We start from the raw sequence: 15,059 nt of genomic DNA on the forward strand, positions 1-15,059 counted from the left end.
TCCGGCATCTGGAGCATCTCCCCTGAGGAGGCGCCCGAGCCCTTCGACCTGCCCATCGGGGAAGACGAAACCATCTACATCGTCTCCGGGCACATCCGCATCGAGGTCCAGGGCGGAGACATGCTCGAGCTCACCGCCGGATCCATGGCCTCCCTGTCCAAGGGCGCCATGACGCGCTGGACCATCCTCGAACCCACCATCGAATTCTTCGTCTACAGCTAAGGCACTGCCACCATGGAAACCACTGACGTCATCATCGTCGGCGCGGGCTTCGCCGGCCTGACCGCCGCCCGCGAACTGTCCCGCCGCGGATTCAAGACCACCATCCTGGAGGCCCGCGACCGCATCGCCGGGCGCACCCACCTCGAGGAGCATCTGGGCCGGAACCTGGAACTCGGCGGAACGTGGGTGCACTGGACCCAGCCCTACGTCTGGGCCGAAATGGGCCGCTACGGGATCGCCCCGGTCGCCGGCCCCGACTTCACCAAGGCCTATTGGAGCACCGAGGGCCAGCAACATACGGGGCATCCAGACGAGCTGATGGACTTGCTCGACGCCCCCAACCAAGCCCTACTAGCCGATGCTCGCAAGTATTTCCCCTTACCCTGGTCCCCGCTGGCCAACCCCGAGCTCGCCAGCATCGACGGCACCACGCTCTCGGAGGCCATCGACCGCCTGGACCTTCCGGAGAACCAACGCCAGCTGCTGCGCTCCTTCTGGACCTTAAACTTCAACGGCGCCCTAGACCAAGCCGCCTACACGCAGGCACTGCGCTGGTGTGCTGCGGCCAGCGGGTCCTGGCAACTTATGTTCGAAACCTGCGCAACCTTCAAGATCGAGGGAGGAACCCGGCGCCTGGCCGAGGCCATCCTGGCGGACTCTGACGCCGAGTTGCGGCTGAACCAGCCGGTGGCTTCCATCCATCAGGACGAGAACGGAGTCGTCGCCAGCACCATCGACGGACAGCAACTCACCGCCCGCCAACTCATCCTTGCCGTCCCCCTGGGCACCCTGAACGACATCGACATTCATCCTGAACTTTCAGCCATTAAACGCAAAGCCGCAAGCCGCAGCCATGCCGGCCGCGGCGCAAAGCTCTGGATCAAGGTCAAGGGACGGCAGGAACGCTTCGTTGCCATGGGCCCCGAAAACGCCGCCCTGAACTTCGCCCAAGCCGAGTACATCGATGCGGACACCACCACCTTGGTCTGCTTCGGACCCGACGCCGCAGCTGTCAACGTCACCGATACGTCCGCGGCCCAGCGCAGCCTCGATGCTCTCGTCCCCGGATTGGAGGTCTTGGAAGTTGCCGGCCATAACTGGGTCGACGACGAGCATGCACGCTGCACCTGGTCGATGCACTACACGGGATATCTCACCGATTCCCTAGCCGAGCTGCAGCGCTCCGAGGGCCGCATCCGCATCGCAGGCTCGGACCTGGCCAAGGGATGGGGAGGCTTCATCGACGGCGCCATCGAGTCCGGCATTGCGGCAGCCCGCGACGCCGCCCTTGAGCTCACCGATATGCCGCGCGTCAATTCAGCCCGTCCCATCTGATCCGTTGCACTTCGTCTAGGGATTGGCCTCAGGTCGTTGCTACAGATTCAGAGCTATTCATGAGCATCTGCTCGGTTGGATTCTTGGATTGAAAAATGGTTAATTGCTTCTTGTCGATGCAATGGAAACCTAGGTTGGGTAGATAATCTAGGACCGCTAATCGCAGCGATCATGGTCCACAGCGCAAGTGCGATTTCCACCAGCAGCAGCGATCCGCCGCTTAGAACCGAATTCAGCAGCACGTCACCAGCCTCCTTCCCAGTCCAATGGACAGGGCGGGGGCTGGTCTCTTCTGGCCCCAAAACGCAAGTCTGCTTGCGCCAAGATAGTGACTGCAGGCAAATCACTTTAACCTGCTTTCAGGCGCTTTCGGTGCTGGGTTCGTAGGCGCAGCTTAACCCTTACCCAGCCTCAAATCAGCACCCATATCTCCCTGGCGACTGTTCCCTGTCCGTCGGTTTCCCGGTCAATAGAATCGGTTACTGGTAAACTCGATAACGATGCCCTTTGGAACAGGGCAGTTTTGCCTCGACATGTGAACGCTTTTTATGCGCGACTGGTCGACTGGTTTAGAGCATTTTTTGTTGATTCGCGTAGCACGCTCGAACCCACAATCGGGATCCGGAGCATCGCGCGAAACTTGAATAAGGCTTAACAAGCCGGAGAGGTATGTTTGACTCAACGCGTCGCCATCATTGGAGCAGGACCCAGCGGCATCGCCCAGCTGCGGGCATTCGATTCTGCCAAGAAGTCAGGGCGTGAAATCCCCGAGATCACCTGCTTTGAGAAGCAAGATGATTGGGGTGGCCAGTGGAACTACAACTGGCGCACCGGCATCGACAAGTACGGCGAACCTGTACATTCGAGCATGTACCGCAACTTGTGGTCCAACGGCCCCAAGGAAGCCTTGGAATTCGCCGAATATACCTTCGACGAACATTTCGGCCGCCCCATTTCTTCCTACCCACCACGTGCCGTGCTGTGGGATTACATCAATGGCCGCGCAGAGAAGTCTGACGTCAAGAAATACGTCCGCTTTGCGACCGTAGTGCGCTGGGTCGATTACGACGAGAGCACCAAACTATTCACCGTCACCAGCGAAGACCTGAAGACCGGTCTGACGGAAAAGAACGATTTTGATCATGTCATTGTCGGCACCGGTCACTTTAGCTTCCCGAATGTTCCAGATTTCAAGGGAATCGAAAGTTTTCCCGGCGAGCTCATGCACGCCCATGACTTCCGTGGCGCCGAGCGCTTGGCAGGCAAAGACGTTCTGCTGATCGGCGCAAGCTACTCGGCCGAGGACATTGGTGTCCAGTCCTTCAAGATGGGTGCACGCTCGGTGACGTACAGCTACCGCACGGCCCCAATGGGATTCGATTGGCCAGAAGGCATTGAAGAGCTCCCCCTCATTGACCGCTTCGAAGGGTCCACTGCACATTTCAGCAATGGCGTATCCCGCAAATTTGATGCTGTTGTCTTGTGCACCGGGTATCTGCACCATTACCCCTTCTTGCCCTCCGACCTTGCCCTAAGTTCACCGAACAACGTCTACCCGGACACTCTGTACCGTGGTGTGGTTTCCGAGAACAATAGCCAGCTTTACTACCTAGGTGCCCAGGATCAATGGTTCACCTTCAACATGTTCGATGCGCAGGCTTGGTATGTCCGTGATCTGGTTTTGGGAGAAGCCGCGGTCCCTTCAGCGTCCGAACAGCGTGCAAGCATAGATGCGTGGCTGGAGCGATTCAACGCTATTGAGACCGCGGAAGATGAAGTGAAGTTCCAGGCGGACTACATTCGCGATCTCATCGAGCAGACGGACTACCCGATGTTTGATTTGGATGAAGTCACCCGGACTTTCATGGCGTGGAAGATGGATAAGAAGAAAAATATCTTGACCTACCGCGACAAGGTCTACCGTTCAGTCATGACTGGCACCATGGCAGCAGAACACCACTCGCCCTGGCTGAGCGAGCTCGACGATAGCTATCAGCGCTACATGTCATCCCCTCAGGAAGAAAAGCTCGAAGACCTTACGGCAATTGAGACGGCCAAAGTCCATAAATTCTAGTCAGAATCTGGCTTGATAGTTCAGTTGATAAAGTTCGTATTGCCCTGTGCCGATTTCTTGCCACAGGGCAATACGTTTAAATCCTTCCGTCATTTCATAGCCGCTGCCGATAGGCATCCGGGATGATTGGCTGAACGTTTGAAGGCTCCTATTGCGAAGTTGCGAAAGCTGCATCGAGATTCCGCAATGTTCCTGTGGAATCGGGAGACCGGAGGATTTAGTTTCAGTAATGTCCGGCGAGGCAGTTCCCAGCTGAAGTCGGGTGGATAAAACCTCATTTGCACCTTGAGATGTGGAGAGCCTCGTTATTCGACTTAAGGTCCGTTTAAGTACAGTCGGACTGCAATAGACGCGTCGCAAGGACGGCAAGCACCTAACTGTTCCACGAATACCTTCGCTCTGGTCTGCCCACTCCCCCGTACCGCAGATTCACCTGAGCCAGGTTCTCTTCGGCCAAATATTCCAGATACCGGCGAGCGCTCACCCGCGAGGTGCCGAGTTTCTCGGCGGTTTCGGTGGCGGAGATGGGATTAGTGGCTTCCTTGACGATGTTTTCCACGAGTGCCAGCGTTTCAGCGCTGCAGCCTTTGGGCAGGGGGCGTCGGTTCTGCCCGCTCAGTCCGAAGAGCCGGTTCACGTCTGCCTGTTCCAGCTCTTGATCTGCCTCTTGCAGCGGCTGGTAAGTTTTCGAATAGTGCTCCAGCCGTTCGCGAAGATCTTCGCGGGAGAACGGCTTCATCAGGTAGTGGACGATTCCGCCCCTCAAAGCACGGCGGACGGTGTCCATTTCTCGGGCCGCGCTAATGACGATGACATCTAAGTCCGGCTGTACCTCGCGTAGCCGTTGGAGCAGGTCGAGCCCGTTCATATCGGGTAAGTGGATATCTAGCAACGCGAGATCCGGCGAAAGCGCGGTTGCGGCTTTGATCGCCTCGTTGGCCGAGTGAGCTACTCCCACAACCGAGAACCCCGGCTCGTTATTGACGAACCCTGAGTGCACCTTGGCGACCATGAAATCATCATCGATCACCAGTACTTTGATCACGAGTTGTTCCCTACTTCCTGAGTGTAGCGGTGAACCGCGCACCGTGGTCGTTAACCGCTTGGACGTCCCCTGCGCGGCGACGGCAGACCAGTCTGGTTAAAGCCAGCCCGAATCCCCTTCCGCCGGAAACGGTCGTGTCTTTGGTGGAGAATCCCTGGGTAAAGATTTCATCGATTGCCGCGTCATCTACCCCCGAACCATTGTCGCCCACCACAACGGTAATTTGCGTATCGCTTTCTGCAATGCGTAGTTCGATGCGTGGTTGGCTCACCGCCGATACCGCGTCTATTGCGTTGTCTACGAGGTTTCCGATAACGGTGGTCAAGTCCCGAGCCAGTTGGTCATCACTGCGGCCCAGGTTGGAATCCTCGGCGACGGTGAGTTGGATTCCGCGTTCGGTCGCGACACTTGCCTTGGCAATGACCAAGGCAGCTATGGTTGGTTCGGTGATTCGCGCTGCGACATCTTCAAAGAGTTTGCTGCGGCTGAAGCTCACTCCATCAATGAATCCTACGACTTCGTCGTACTCTCCTAATTGGATGAGCCCGGAGATGGCGTGGAGCTGATTGGCGAACTCGTGGGTTTGGGCTCGGAGCATGTCCGATGTCGCTTTGCTGTCTCCGAGCTCTTGCTCCAAGAGAGTCAGCTCGGTTCGATCGCGGAAAGTGGTCACCGAGCCGAGGTCCCTGCCGGAAGTCATCACTGGCATGCGGTTGAAGACCAGCACACGTTCGCCGATGAGGAATTGCCGGTCTGCCTGCTGCTGTTGCGTGGTTAGAGCGCGAGTAACCTGCGGTGCCACCTTGAGTTGGTCGAGTGTTTGTCCTACGCAGTTGTTGGGTAGTTGCAACAGCTCTATGGCGATGTCGTTGGCGAGCATGACCCGGTGTTCCGGAGAGACGGAGACGATCCCCTCTTTCACTCCGTGCAGCAAGGCTTCGCGGTGTTCAAAGAGTTCAGAAATTTCTCTTGGCTCCATACCGCGGGTTTGGCGCTTGACGCGTCTGGACAGGAGCACCGAGCCGGTGGCCCCCAAGAGTAGTGAGATGAGGAGGGTGAATAGTGCGCTGGGCGCGATTTCACGAATGACAGCCTGCGTTGAGGGATATTTTTGCCCTGTGCTCACAATGCCCACCATCGACCCATCATCGTCCAAGACCGGCACCTGAGCGATCAGTACGTGCTTCCCTTGGCGCCAGATATCTCCGGTCCAACCTCGTCCTTCGGTGACCTGAGACTCGGGCTGAAGAATTGTGGTGCCTACTTCGTCGGGAAAACTGGACGTGATCGCCTCACCGCTAGGATCCGCAATCGTGACAAATTGCAGGCCCGAGGTACTGCGTACGGCTTCGGCCATGGCTGGCAACGCGGACCCCATTTCCGGTTCGGCCCCCGGGAGGAGGACCCGCAAGAGCGGGTTGGCCGCTAGCGATTCTGCTGCGGAAAGGCTGCGCCGGCCTTCTTCTTTTTCAAAGGTATTCGTTGCCTGGGTAATTGAGACCACCACAAATCCGGTGACCACTACGCCAATGATCAGCAACTGCAATATGAGGTACTGCCCGGCTAGGGACATTCTGTTGGCGAATAGTTCGCTGGGCCAGGCCCTTGTAGTCTTCACTGCTCCTCCTTCCCCATCATCTGCTGCCTTTGCAGTTGCTTCCCGTCCGGCACCGCCCTTGCGGTGCACCTGGCAACTTTACCGAAGTTTGGCATGAGCCAGCTCACAATTTTTAGTTACACAATGAACAGTATTTTCTTTGCGTACGCAAGCGTGACCTACCTCACTCACCTGCTTAGTGTTGAACTATTCGCACCCCAATGAAGACAAAGGCTGAATCCATGAAGAATTTCAAGTCACTCCGCATGCTGACAGCGGTAGCCGCCGCTGCAACGCTCGCACTGACCGCAACAGGTTGCGGCGTCACTAGCTCTGGCAGCGATCCAAGCGCCTCCGGCTCCGCCGCAAGCGGCCCACTGGAGGGCCTGCGCATTATGGTTCCAAACACTCCTGGAGGCGGTTATGACACCACCGCCCGTGTGGCAGCCAAAGTCATGGATGACGCAGCAATCGCTTCCAACCTCGAAGTCTTCAACCTTGCCGGTGCTGGCGGCACCGTTGGCCTTGCTCGAATCGTCAACGAAAAAGGCAACGGAGACCTAGGGATGCTCATGGGCTTGGGCGTGGTGGGCGCAAGCTACACCAATGAATCTGAAGCCAAGCTGACCGAGACCACCCCGATTGCAAAGCTCATCGAAGAGCCGGGCGCAATCATGGTGTCCAAGGATTCCCCATACAAGACCATTGACGATCTTGTAGCTGCGTGGAAGAAGGATCCAGGGAAACTCTCGGTCGGTGGCGGCTCGTCTCCGGGCGGACCCGACCACCTGCTGCCGATGCAGCTGGCCGAAGCCGTGGGCATTGATCCCAAGGACGTGAACTTCGTTTCCTATGACGGTGGTGGCGATCTGCTGCCGGCCATCCTGGGCAACAAGCTCGACTTTGCAGCTTCCGGTGCAGGCGAATACATGCAGCAGATTGAAGAGGGGTCGGTTCGTGTGCTGGCGACCAGTGGCGAAGAACGCTTGGAAGGCGTTGATTCACCAACCTTGCAGGAATCCGATATTGACTTGGTCTTCTCCAACTGGCGCGGCCTGGTCGCTCCACCGGAGATCTCGGACGAGGACAAGACCAAGTGGACCGAAGCGGTCACCAAGATGCACGAGTCCGATGAATGGCAGGAAGCCCTGGATACCAACGGTTGGACCGACGCGTTCATGACCGGCGACGAGTTCTCGACCTTCCTCAGCGAACAGGACGAGCGCGTAGCCAACGTGCTCAAGACCCTGGGTCTGGCGTGAGCCAAGTAACCACAGCGAAAAAGAAGCGCGTCGAACTCCTGTTCGCCGCGTTTCTTTTTCTGGTGGGAATCATCGTGTTCGTTGATGCGTCGCAGCTGCATGTGACGTACTCCCAGTCCGACGTGGTGGGCCCAAAGGCCCTGCCGTACGGGGTTGCGGGAATCCTGGTACTTTCTTCTATCGCTCTGGCGATCACCGTGCTCCGCGGAAACCTCGCCGAGGGCGAGGAAGGCGAAGACGTTGACCTTAGCCAGCCTTCGGACTGGAAGGTCGTCCTTCCGCTGCTGGCAGTATTTGTGGTCAACATCTTGTTGATCAACACAGCCGGCTGGGTCATCTCGGGAACCATACTATTCTTCGGAGCAGCCGTTGCCCTAGGAAGCCGCCGCTACTTGCTGACGTTGCTAATCTCAATCGCCATGTCGCTTGGTACCTTTTACGGCTTCTACTTGGGTCTGGGCATCAAGCTGCCGGCCGGAATTCTCTCGGGGGTGCTGTAAGTGGAAACACTGAATCTGCTGATGGAGGGTTTCGCTTCGGCGCTCACTCCCATCAATCTGCTCTTCGCTTTAGTTGGCGTGATCCTAGGTACGGCCGTAGGTGTCCTGCCCGGGATTGGCCCAGCCATGGCCGTAGCGCTGTTGCTGCCGGTCACTTATGGCATGGAAACTTCTAGCTCACTGATCATGTTCGCTGGTATCTACTATGGCGGCATGTACGGCGGCTCGACCACCTCGATTCTGCTCAATACACCGGGCGAGTCCTCCACGGTTATCACGGCTATCGAGGGCCACAAGATGGCCAAGGCCGGGCGTGCTTCCCAGGCGTTGGCTACAGCTGCTATCGGCTCGTTCGTTGCAGGCACCATCGGCACCGCCTTGCTGGTGACCGTGGCACCGTTTGTGGTGAAGTTTGCGGTAAGCCTTGGCGCTCCGAGTTATTTCGCCATCATGGTCCTCGCCCTGGTTACGGTTACCGCGGTTCTCGGTTCCTCAAAGATCCGAGGTTTCGCGGCCCTTGGCCTTGGCCTCGCCATTGGCTTGGTCGGCATGGACCCGGTATCCGGACAGAGCCGTTTGACCTTTGGCTTTGCCCCGTTGATCGATGGCATGGATATCGTAGTGGTTGCTGTGGCGATCTTCGCCATTGGCGAGGCGCTATGGATCGCAGCTCACCTCCGGCGCAATCCTGCACGCACGATACCTGTTGGACGTCCTTGGATGGGCAAGGAAGATTGGAAACGCTCATGGAAGCCATGGCTTCGCGGCACCGCTTTCGGGTTCCCGTTCGGCGCACTGCCCGCAGGAGGCGCCGAAGTGCCCACCTTCCTCTCCTACGTCACGGAAAAGAAGCTTTCAAAGCACCCGGAGGAATTCGGGCACGGTGCAATCGAAGGTGTCGCCGGCCCGGAGGCAGCGAACAACGCTTCGGCCGCTGGCACGCTGACGCCGATGCTCGCCTTGGGCTTGCCCACTAACGCGACCGCAGCCGTCATGCTCGCTTTCCTGACCATGAAGGGTATTCAACCAGGCCCCTTGCTCTTTGAAAATGAGCCGGCCTTGGTTTGGGCGCTGATTGCCAGCCTGTTCATTGGCAATACCCTTTTGCTGTTGCTCAACCTTCCGCTTGCCCCGTTGTGGGCGAAGCTGCTGAAGATCCCGCGTCCGTTCTTATACGCAGGCATTCTGTTTTTCGCCACTTTGGGCGCGTTCTCGGTGAACATGCAAACCGCGGACTTGTGGCTTCTGCTGCTGCTCGGCCTGCTGGGCTTTGCCTTGCGTCGCTTTGGGCTGCCAATCCTCCCGTTAGTCCTCGGCGTGATCATTGGCCCCATGGCCGAAGAGCAACTGCGTAAGTCATTCCAGCTCAGCGCCGGTGAAATCTCCGGGCTTTGGAGTGAGCCGGTAGCGGTGACGATCTACATCATCATTGCCATCTTGCTACTCATCCCAACGGTCCTCAAGATGATTGGCAAGGCACGAGGCGGCGCCTCCGAGCTCACCGCAGGTCTAGCCGCCGGCGGAGCCATCAGCGAAGACGAGTTGGAAAAGACAGAACTTCGTCTGCCAACCGGAGCACGTCATTCGGCCGATGACGAGCAGGACGGAAAGGACAAATCATGACAATTGTTGTGGGCTATCTCCCCTCGCCACAGGGCGAGGCAGCTCTAGATCAGGCAATCATCGAGGCACAACGTGCGCAAGCACGACTTGTAGTGGTCAATTCGTCAAAGGGAGATGCATTAGTAGATGATCGTCTAATCGACGCTAGGGAGTTTCATTTACTGGAAGTGCAGCTCACCTCAGCGGGCCTCGACTTCTGGATCGAACGCTCCACCCAGGGACGTGATGCAGCGGACGAGATTTTGCGAGTTGCACAAGCGCAACGAGCACAGCTCATAGTCATCGGGCTGCGCAAGCGCAGCACAGTGGGCAAGTTTATTATGGGTAGCACCGCGCAACGCATCCTGATGCAGTCCGGGTGCCCGGTCCTCTCGGTAAAGGCTGGCAACGCCTGGTAGAGGATCTAGAACGTTGAAGCCGGGTGCGCAAAGACAATTGTCTTTGCGCACCCGGCTCCGGCTTTTCTGGCTACTCTCTGGACGCCGAACTGGCCCCGTGCGAATAGCAGAGCCGGGCACGTATACTTCCGTGCCCGGCATGGCCTACAAGCAGTTAGGACTTGTATGGATTGGTTGGAGGGGTTGATCCGTCTTCAGGGTCCTGTCGGTTGACCGGACGAGTCGGGTCGGCTTGATTTGCCGGGCGGATGTTAGTAGTCGATGGTCCGGCAGGATTTGGTGGAACTATTCCCGTCGATAGTTCGTTTGGTGGCGTTCCACCGGCCAGGCGCACAAGTTCAGACGTATTTTCAGCGGTACGAATCTGCGCGATCAGCGATTCCAAGCATGCGCGAGCAAACACGAGGTAGATCAAAACGAAGAGCGGGCCGAGAACTAACAGCACCAGGAGGCCAAAGATGGCGTCTTCGTTGAAGGCGGCGATGGTGAACCCGAGGTAGGACACGACCAGCATGATCATGATCAAGATGTATACGATCTTGATAATTGACGGCGTGACAAATTTACGGAACCCGAAATCAAATAATGCTTTCACTGTGCAGCCAACTTTCTTTCATGGACTCAACTGACTTGTAAGAGGCTACCGCAAACCAAAGGGATTGTCCTGACGCATGACAAACTATTTTCTACTGGGTTGGATAAACAGAAAGTCATCGACAATGTTCATCTTGAGTTTCAGCGGCGTCCAATAGTTTCTACTAGACGTGCAGTTTTAGACGAGCTGCTCAAGACGGCGTTTTACGATCCACCATTCAAGTCGATCTGAAGATTAGTCTTGTTGCCTACGCCTCGAGAATGAATCGCGAGATCTGCTGTAGTTTGAGATCGCTTTCTTCGCCTTCTTCACGCCGTGGATACCGGAAATCGATGAGGCAACCAATATTGAACCACGGCTCGACACATGGGATATAGGTGGCTTGCGAAACCGGGCCCTGCGCATCGGGATCGTAGTACCAAAGTTCGCGAGAGTCTCGCTCACGTCCACATAGTTCTTCACCGGCTCACCACCGTAGCCAAACTTGTCGGGTCGATAGCCTCCTGCACGAATTGCCCATTCGGAGAACCCCGAATCAACGTAAACATCCATATTGGCTACCGCACGGAGAGTTTCGATCATGTATTCCGCCATGGCCTGCGGGTCCTGAGCCAATGAACTGCCCAGTTTGGTGGGGATGAGTTTGCCTTTGTACTTTCGAATGAGCTTGAGGCCGGTCACGCAGTCGCGGATTCGAGTCACGGAGTGCATGTTGTTTTCCCGCTTCAACTTGACGCCTTCGAAGTCGACACGGCTAGATCGCAGTGCTTGACCAGCTCGGCGACAATCGCCGGCGGCATCCAGCCCGCCTTGGATAGTGCACCCACTGTGCACTAGGAATAGCTTTGCGTGGCTCGCTGCGCAATACCTGAAATATGCGCTTCCATCGCCGCGTGCACAGCCGAGGAGTCCTTTGTAATGAGAGCTTCGATAATCCGTTCATGCTCTTCGATGGTGTGTTCACCACTCATCGAATTTTGCACAACCAGCCTGAACCTCTGGATATGCCCCTCGATGGCGGAATAGGCCCTGAAAAGGAACTCGTTACCTGCGGCCTCGGCGAGACTTCGGTGGAACTTTTCATCGGCTTTCCAATAGGCACGGTAGTCCGCGAAGGCTTCACCGCCCCGCGCTTCATTCAACTCGCTATTGCAAGCTAGGAGTTCGCTCACCAGCGTCTCGCTTTGGTTCTCGCAGGCGAGCCGTGCCATACCCGGCTCTAGCATTGCACGGGCCGCATTTATTTTTTGTACATCATCGACCGTCGGTTCCGGCGCCACTCGATATCCGCGCAATGCTTCCCGTCGAACCATGCCAGTGGTTTCCAGACGCGCAAGCGCTTCACGTACCGGCGTGGAGGAAACTTGGAATTTTTTGGCCAATCCGTCAATGCTCAGCTGCGAACCGGTGGGCAGTTTATCGTCCAGAAGGAGAACCAAAATCGCGTCAAAGACCTGGTCTGCCAGCATCGGACGCGCGGCGATTAGCGGGGTCGTATCTTCCGACGGCAATGCGTTCATGACGAAATCCTATCCAACGTATGTTTTCTCTTCATCCTTTATTGCCAATTCATCATCGAGACCGCTGAGGATCTGCTATTGCTTCAGAATCGTGCACGATGTACGGTACATGATATCGGGAATCGGGGTGACATGCATCACTAGCGTGTTTCGCAGGTGTTTTTCACGATCCGCTTGGCCCAGTTCCCACCCGTCCATCACTTCACGACAGATAAGGCACGAACATGCGCTCGCAATTCAAGCTCCCTTCATTGGCCCTCACTGGCCTGCTCGCGCTCTCATTGGCAAGCTGTTCAAATCCAGAAGTACCTTCTGGACAGTCAGCCGAATCGCCCGCCGCCAACGAAGCGATCCAAGTCGAGGTAGACCAAGCTGCGCATGATGCACTTCCCGCGAAGTTCAAGGACAGTGGCAAACTCACCGTGACGATGAGCGAGAGTTCACCGCCGTTGCACTTCATCGCGGATGATGGAAGCACGATAGTCGGCGTCGATGCCGACCTGGCGCAATCGCTCGGTGACGCCATGGGAATTGATCTGACCATTGAAAGCGGCACCTTTGATGCAATCATTCCCGGGGTATCTGCCGGAAAATTTGATCTCGTGGTTTCACAAATGTCTCCTTCAGAGGAACGCATGAAGGTGTTGGATTTCGTGGATTATTACCAGTCCGGTAGTGGCATCGGGGTAACTCCAGGAAATCCAAAGAAACTCAATGTTGATGAACTGTGCGGCGTCAAGGTAGGGGTGCTCAAGGGATCCTTCCAAGATCTCAAGCGTGTACCTGAAGCGTCCGCAAAATGCGTCGCGGATTCCCAACCGGCCATCGACGTGATGACCTACCCAGACATGCAGGCACCAATTCTCGCGCTAACTTCCGGACGAATCGATGCCGTCTACGTAGACGGGCCAACACTTGGTTACGCCATCAAACAGGGCGGCGAGGTAGAGCTCCTGGGCGAAAAGAACGTATCACCTGTCAGCATCGCATTTGCCAAGGATGCCGGCCTTGAAGAAGCGGTACAGCTAGGTCTTGAATCGTTGAAGAAAAGCGGTCGATACCAGCAAATCCTGGACGGTTGGGGCGTAGGCAACGGTGCAATAAGTGACTTTGCGTTCAATAAGGCGCAGTAGGTTTTCATGACCAGCGTATCTAAAACTCCCGAGTCCACAGGGCAACCAGTGGATGCTAAACACCACGAGCTGCTGATGACCAGACCGCGCGAAAGCCACAGAATGATGTGGTTAACCGCTGCGGTCGTACTTGGCGCGGTAGCACTCGTGGCCTACTCCCTCATCACTAACCCACGTTATGAGTGGGACGTGGTCTTCAGCTGGTTCCTCTCCGAACGATTGTTTTCGGGTCTAGTCAACACACTGATCCTGACGGTCATCTCCATGGTCGTCGGAATCGTGGCCGGCGTATTGTTGGCACTCGCGCGATTGGCGCCGAATTATGTTGTAGCCTCGGTCGCTGCATTCATGATTTGGTTCTTCCGCGGCGTTCCGGTGTTCGTCCAGCTATTGTTTTGGGGATTCATCGCAGCGATCTATCCCCGGATCGAGATGGGAATTCCCTTCGGCCCCGAGTTCTTCTCAATTGATGCCAACACCTTGATCACGCCTTTCCTCGCGGCAATTCTCGGGCTAGGCCTCAACGAGGGCGCCTACATGTCCGAAATCGTTCGTGCTGGATTGCTCAGTGTGCATAAGGGCCAGACAGAGGCAGCCAAGGCACTAGGCATGAAGCGCGGCCTTATTCTATGGCGTGTTGTATTGCCTCAAGCCATGAAAATCATCATTCCGCCCACGGGAAACCAGACAATCTCCATGCTCAAAACAACCTCTCTGGTCAGCGTTTTAGCTTTCCCCGAACTACTATATTCTGCGCAAATGGTCTACAGCTCGAATTTCAAAACTATCCCGCTGCTCATTGCGGCCAGTCTCTGGTACTTAGCGGTGACCAGCATCCTTAGTCTGGGTCAGTTCTATATTGAGCGGCATTTCAACCGCGGCTCGGGCAATCGGGCACCACAGAAATTATCTGCCCGGTTCAATCCGCTGAAACGATCGCAACCAATAGTCCAGAAAGTTCAGCCATGAATGACGTTATTGCCGAGGCCTATGAAGTCCAGAAACATTTCGGACAGCTAGAGGTCCTCAAGGGGATCAATCTCACCGTGAATCGTGGTGAAGTGACATGCATCCTTGGCCCCTCAGGATCGGGCAAATCGACCTTTTTACGTTGCATCAATCAGCTGGAGACCCTGACTGGAGGATACATCAAAGTTAATGGTCGGCCCATCGGGGTGAAAATCAAGAACGGCAGCTTGCACAAGCAAAACGAAACCGAAATTGCCACGTCACGCGAACACATCGGCATGGTTTTTCAGAGTTTCAATCTCTTCCCGCACATGACCGTTCTCGAAAATATCTGTGAAGCGCCGCTCCGCGTCAGAAAAGAGAGTCGCAAGGCAGTGACTGCCCGGGCCAACGAACTCTTGGCACGAGTCGGATTGTCAGAAAAAGCCAACGTTTACCCGGTTGCGCTCTCTGGTGGACAACAACAACGTGTTGCAATCGCCCGCGCCCTAGCCATGGAACCCCAACTCATGCTTTTCGACGAACCGACCTCGGCGTTGGACCCTGAGCTCGTTGGCGAAGTCCTTGATGTCATGCGCGACCTCGCCAAAGCCGGCATGACCATGATCGTGGTGACACACGAAATTGGTTTCGCCCGAGAGGTCGGTGACAATCTCGTATTTATGGACGGCGGTTACGTGGTCGAGCAGGGTCACCCTCGCGAAGTTCTCAGCAATCCGCAGCACGAACGCACACAACAGTTTCTCTCAAAAGTCCTCTAGCGCCAGCCCCAAATTGGAGTATTCA

The 15,059-nt window shown here is 56.3% G+C and carries 16 protein-coding genes; 10 read left to right on the forward strand and 6 right to left on the reverse strand.

Translation table 11 applies throughout. The features are described from left to right. A partial coding sequence (locus tag ACT3UQ_RS17345; protein ID WP_444637607.1) for a cupin domain-containing protein occupies positions 1 to 222 on the forward strand: 222 nt, incomplete at its 5' end. Between the two features lie 12 nt (positions 223 to 234). Next, complete coding sequence (locus tag ACT3UQ_RS17350; protein WP_444637608.1) at positions 235 to 1,557, forward strand: flavin monoamine oxidase family protein; 1,323 nt, start codon at positions 235 to 237, stop codon at positions 1,555 to 1,557. Positions 1,558 to 1,610: 53 nt separating this feature from the next. On the opposite strand, the gene ACT3UQ_RS17355 is transcribed toward ACT3UQ_RS17350, so the two are convergent. Then, complete coding sequence (locus tag ACT3UQ_RS17355; protein WP_444637609.1) at positions 1,611 to 1,799, reverse strand: hypothetical protein; 189 nt, start codon at positions 1,797 to 1,799, stop codon at positions 1,611 to 1,613. A 431-nt stretch (positions 1,800 to 2,230) separates the two neighbouring features. On the opposite strand from ACT3UQ_RS17355, the gene ACT3UQ_RS17360 reads away from it, so the two are divergent. Next, positions 2,231 to 3,631 (forward strand): NAD(P)-binding domain-containing protein, encoded by a 1,401-nt coding sequence (locus ACT3UQ_RS17360; RefSeq protein ID WP_444637610.1) that lies wholly within the window; start codon positions 2,231 to 2,233, stop codon positions 3,629 to 3,631. Positions 3,632 to 4,004: 373 nt separating this feature from the next. Here the strand turns inward: ACT3UQ_RS17360 and ACT3UQ_RS17365 are convergent, their stop codons facing one another. Both ACT3UQ_RS17365 and ACT3UQ_RS17370 read right to left on the reverse strand, forming a co-directional pair. After that, complete coding sequence (locus ACT3UQ_RS17365) at positions 4,005 to 4,676, reverse strand: response regulator (protein ID WP_096288247.1); 672 nt, start codon at positions 4,674 to 4,676, stop codon at positions 4,005 to 4,007. Between the two features lie 10 nt (positions 4,677 to 4,686). Then, a complete protein-coding gene (locus ACT3UQ_RS17370; protein WP_308727263.1) occupies positions 4,687 to 6,294 on the reverse strand; it encodes a sensor histidine kinase in 1,608 nt (535 codons plus the stop codon). Positions 6,295 to 6,515: 221 nt separating this feature from the next. Here ACT3UQ_RS17370 and ACT3UQ_RS17375 point away from each other — a divergent pair, with 221 nt between their 5' ends. Genes ACT3UQ_RS17375 through ACT3UQ_RS17390 form a run of 4 tightly spaced genes read left to right on the forward strand, consistent with a single transcriptional unit; the run spans position 6,516 to position 10,056 of the window. Then, entirely contained in the window at positions 6,516 to 7,535 is a 1,020-nt protein-coding gene (locus tag ACT3UQ_RS17375; protein ID WP_176484262.1) for a Bug family tripartite tricarboxylate transporter substrate binding protein, read from the forward strand. Continuing rightward, complete coding sequence (locus ACT3UQ_RS17380; protein WP_096288249.1) at positions 7,532 to 8,035, forward strand: tripartite tricarboxylate transporter TctB family protein; 504 nt, start codon at positions 7,532 to 7,534, stop codon at positions 8,033 to 8,035. The genes ACT3UQ_RS17375 and ACT3UQ_RS17380 overlap by 4 nt, the downstream gene beginning before the upstream one ends. A gap of 21 nt (positions 8,036 to 8,056) precedes the next feature. Beyond that, positions 8,057 to 9,658 (forward strand): tripartite tricarboxylate transporter permease, encoded by a 1,602-nt coding sequence (locus ACT3UQ_RS17385; protein ID WP_374955678.1) that lies wholly within the window; start codon positions 8,057 to 8,059, stop codon positions 9,656 to 9,658. After that, positions 9,655 to 10,056, forward strand: coding sequence for a universal stress protein (locus tag ACT3UQ_RS17390; protein ID WP_096288251.1), 402 nt, complete (start codon positions 9,655 to 9,657; stop codon positions 10,054 to 10,056). Before ACT3UQ_RS17385 ends, ACT3UQ_RS17390 begins: the two co-directional genes overlap by 4 nt. Before the next feature lie 154 nt (positions 10,057 to 10,210). Here ACT3UQ_RS17390 and ACT3UQ_RS17395 read toward each other — a convergent pair whose 3' ends face one another. The 3 genes from ACT3UQ_RS17395 to ACT3UQ_RS17405 all read right to left on the reverse strand — a co-directional run bounded on the left by ACT3UQ_RS17395 (position 10,211) and on the right by ACT3UQ_RS17405 (position 12,171). Further along, a complete protein-coding gene (locus ACT3UQ_RS17395; protein WP_096288253.1) occupies positions 10,211 to 10,651 on the reverse strand; it encodes a DUF4282 domain-containing protein in 441 nt (146 codons plus the stop codon). A gap of 234 nt (positions 10,652 to 10,885) precedes the next feature. Further along, complete coding sequence (locus ACT3UQ_RS17400) at positions 10,886 to 11,380, reverse strand: hypothetical protein (RefSeq protein ID WP_146112528.1); 495 nt, start codon at positions 11,378 to 11,380, stop codon at positions 10,886 to 10,888. 104 nt (positions 11,381 to 11,484) lie between these two features. Then, a complete protein-coding gene (locus ACT3UQ_RS17405) occupies positions 11,485 to 12,171 on the reverse strand; it encodes a GntR family transcriptional regulator (protein WP_096288257.1) in 687 nt (228 codons plus the stop codon). Between the two features lie 224 nt (positions 12,172 to 12,395). Between ACT3UQ_RS17405 and ACT3UQ_RS17410 the strand changes: the two genes are divergently transcribed. From ACT3UQ_RS17410 to ACT3UQ_RS17420, 3 genes are read left to right on the forward strand one after another with little or no spacing between them, the layout of a single operon-like run. Continuing rightward, positions 12,396 to 13,304, forward strand: a complete 909-nt coding sequence (locus ACT3UQ_RS17410; RefSeq protein WP_444637611.1) for an ABC transporter substrate-binding protein — start codon at positions 12,396 to 12,398, stop codon at positions 13,302 to 13,304. A 6-nt stretch (positions 13,305 to 13,310) separates the two neighbouring features. Next, positions 13,311 to 14,273, forward strand: a complete 963-nt coding sequence (locus ACT3UQ_RS17415; RefSeq protein ID WP_217990417.1) for an amino acid ABC transporter permease — start codon at positions 13,311 to 13,313, stop codon at positions 14,271 to 14,273. Further along, positions 14,270 to 15,034: an amino acid ABC transporter ATP-binding protein gene (locus ACT3UQ_RS17420; RefSeq protein ID WP_096288261.1), complete on the forward strand. Its 765-nt coding sequence runs from the start codon at positions 14,270 to 14,272 to the stop codon at positions 15,032 to 15,034. The genes ACT3UQ_RS17415 and ACT3UQ_RS17420 overlap by 4 nt, the downstream gene beginning before the upstream one ends. Positions 15,035 to 15,059 lie beyond the last annotated feature (25 nt).

Source organism: Glutamicibacter sp. AOP12-B1-11 (assembly GCF_052379245.1).
GTDB lineage: Bacteria > Actinomycetota > Actinomycetes > Actinomycetales > Micrococcaceae > Glutamicibacter.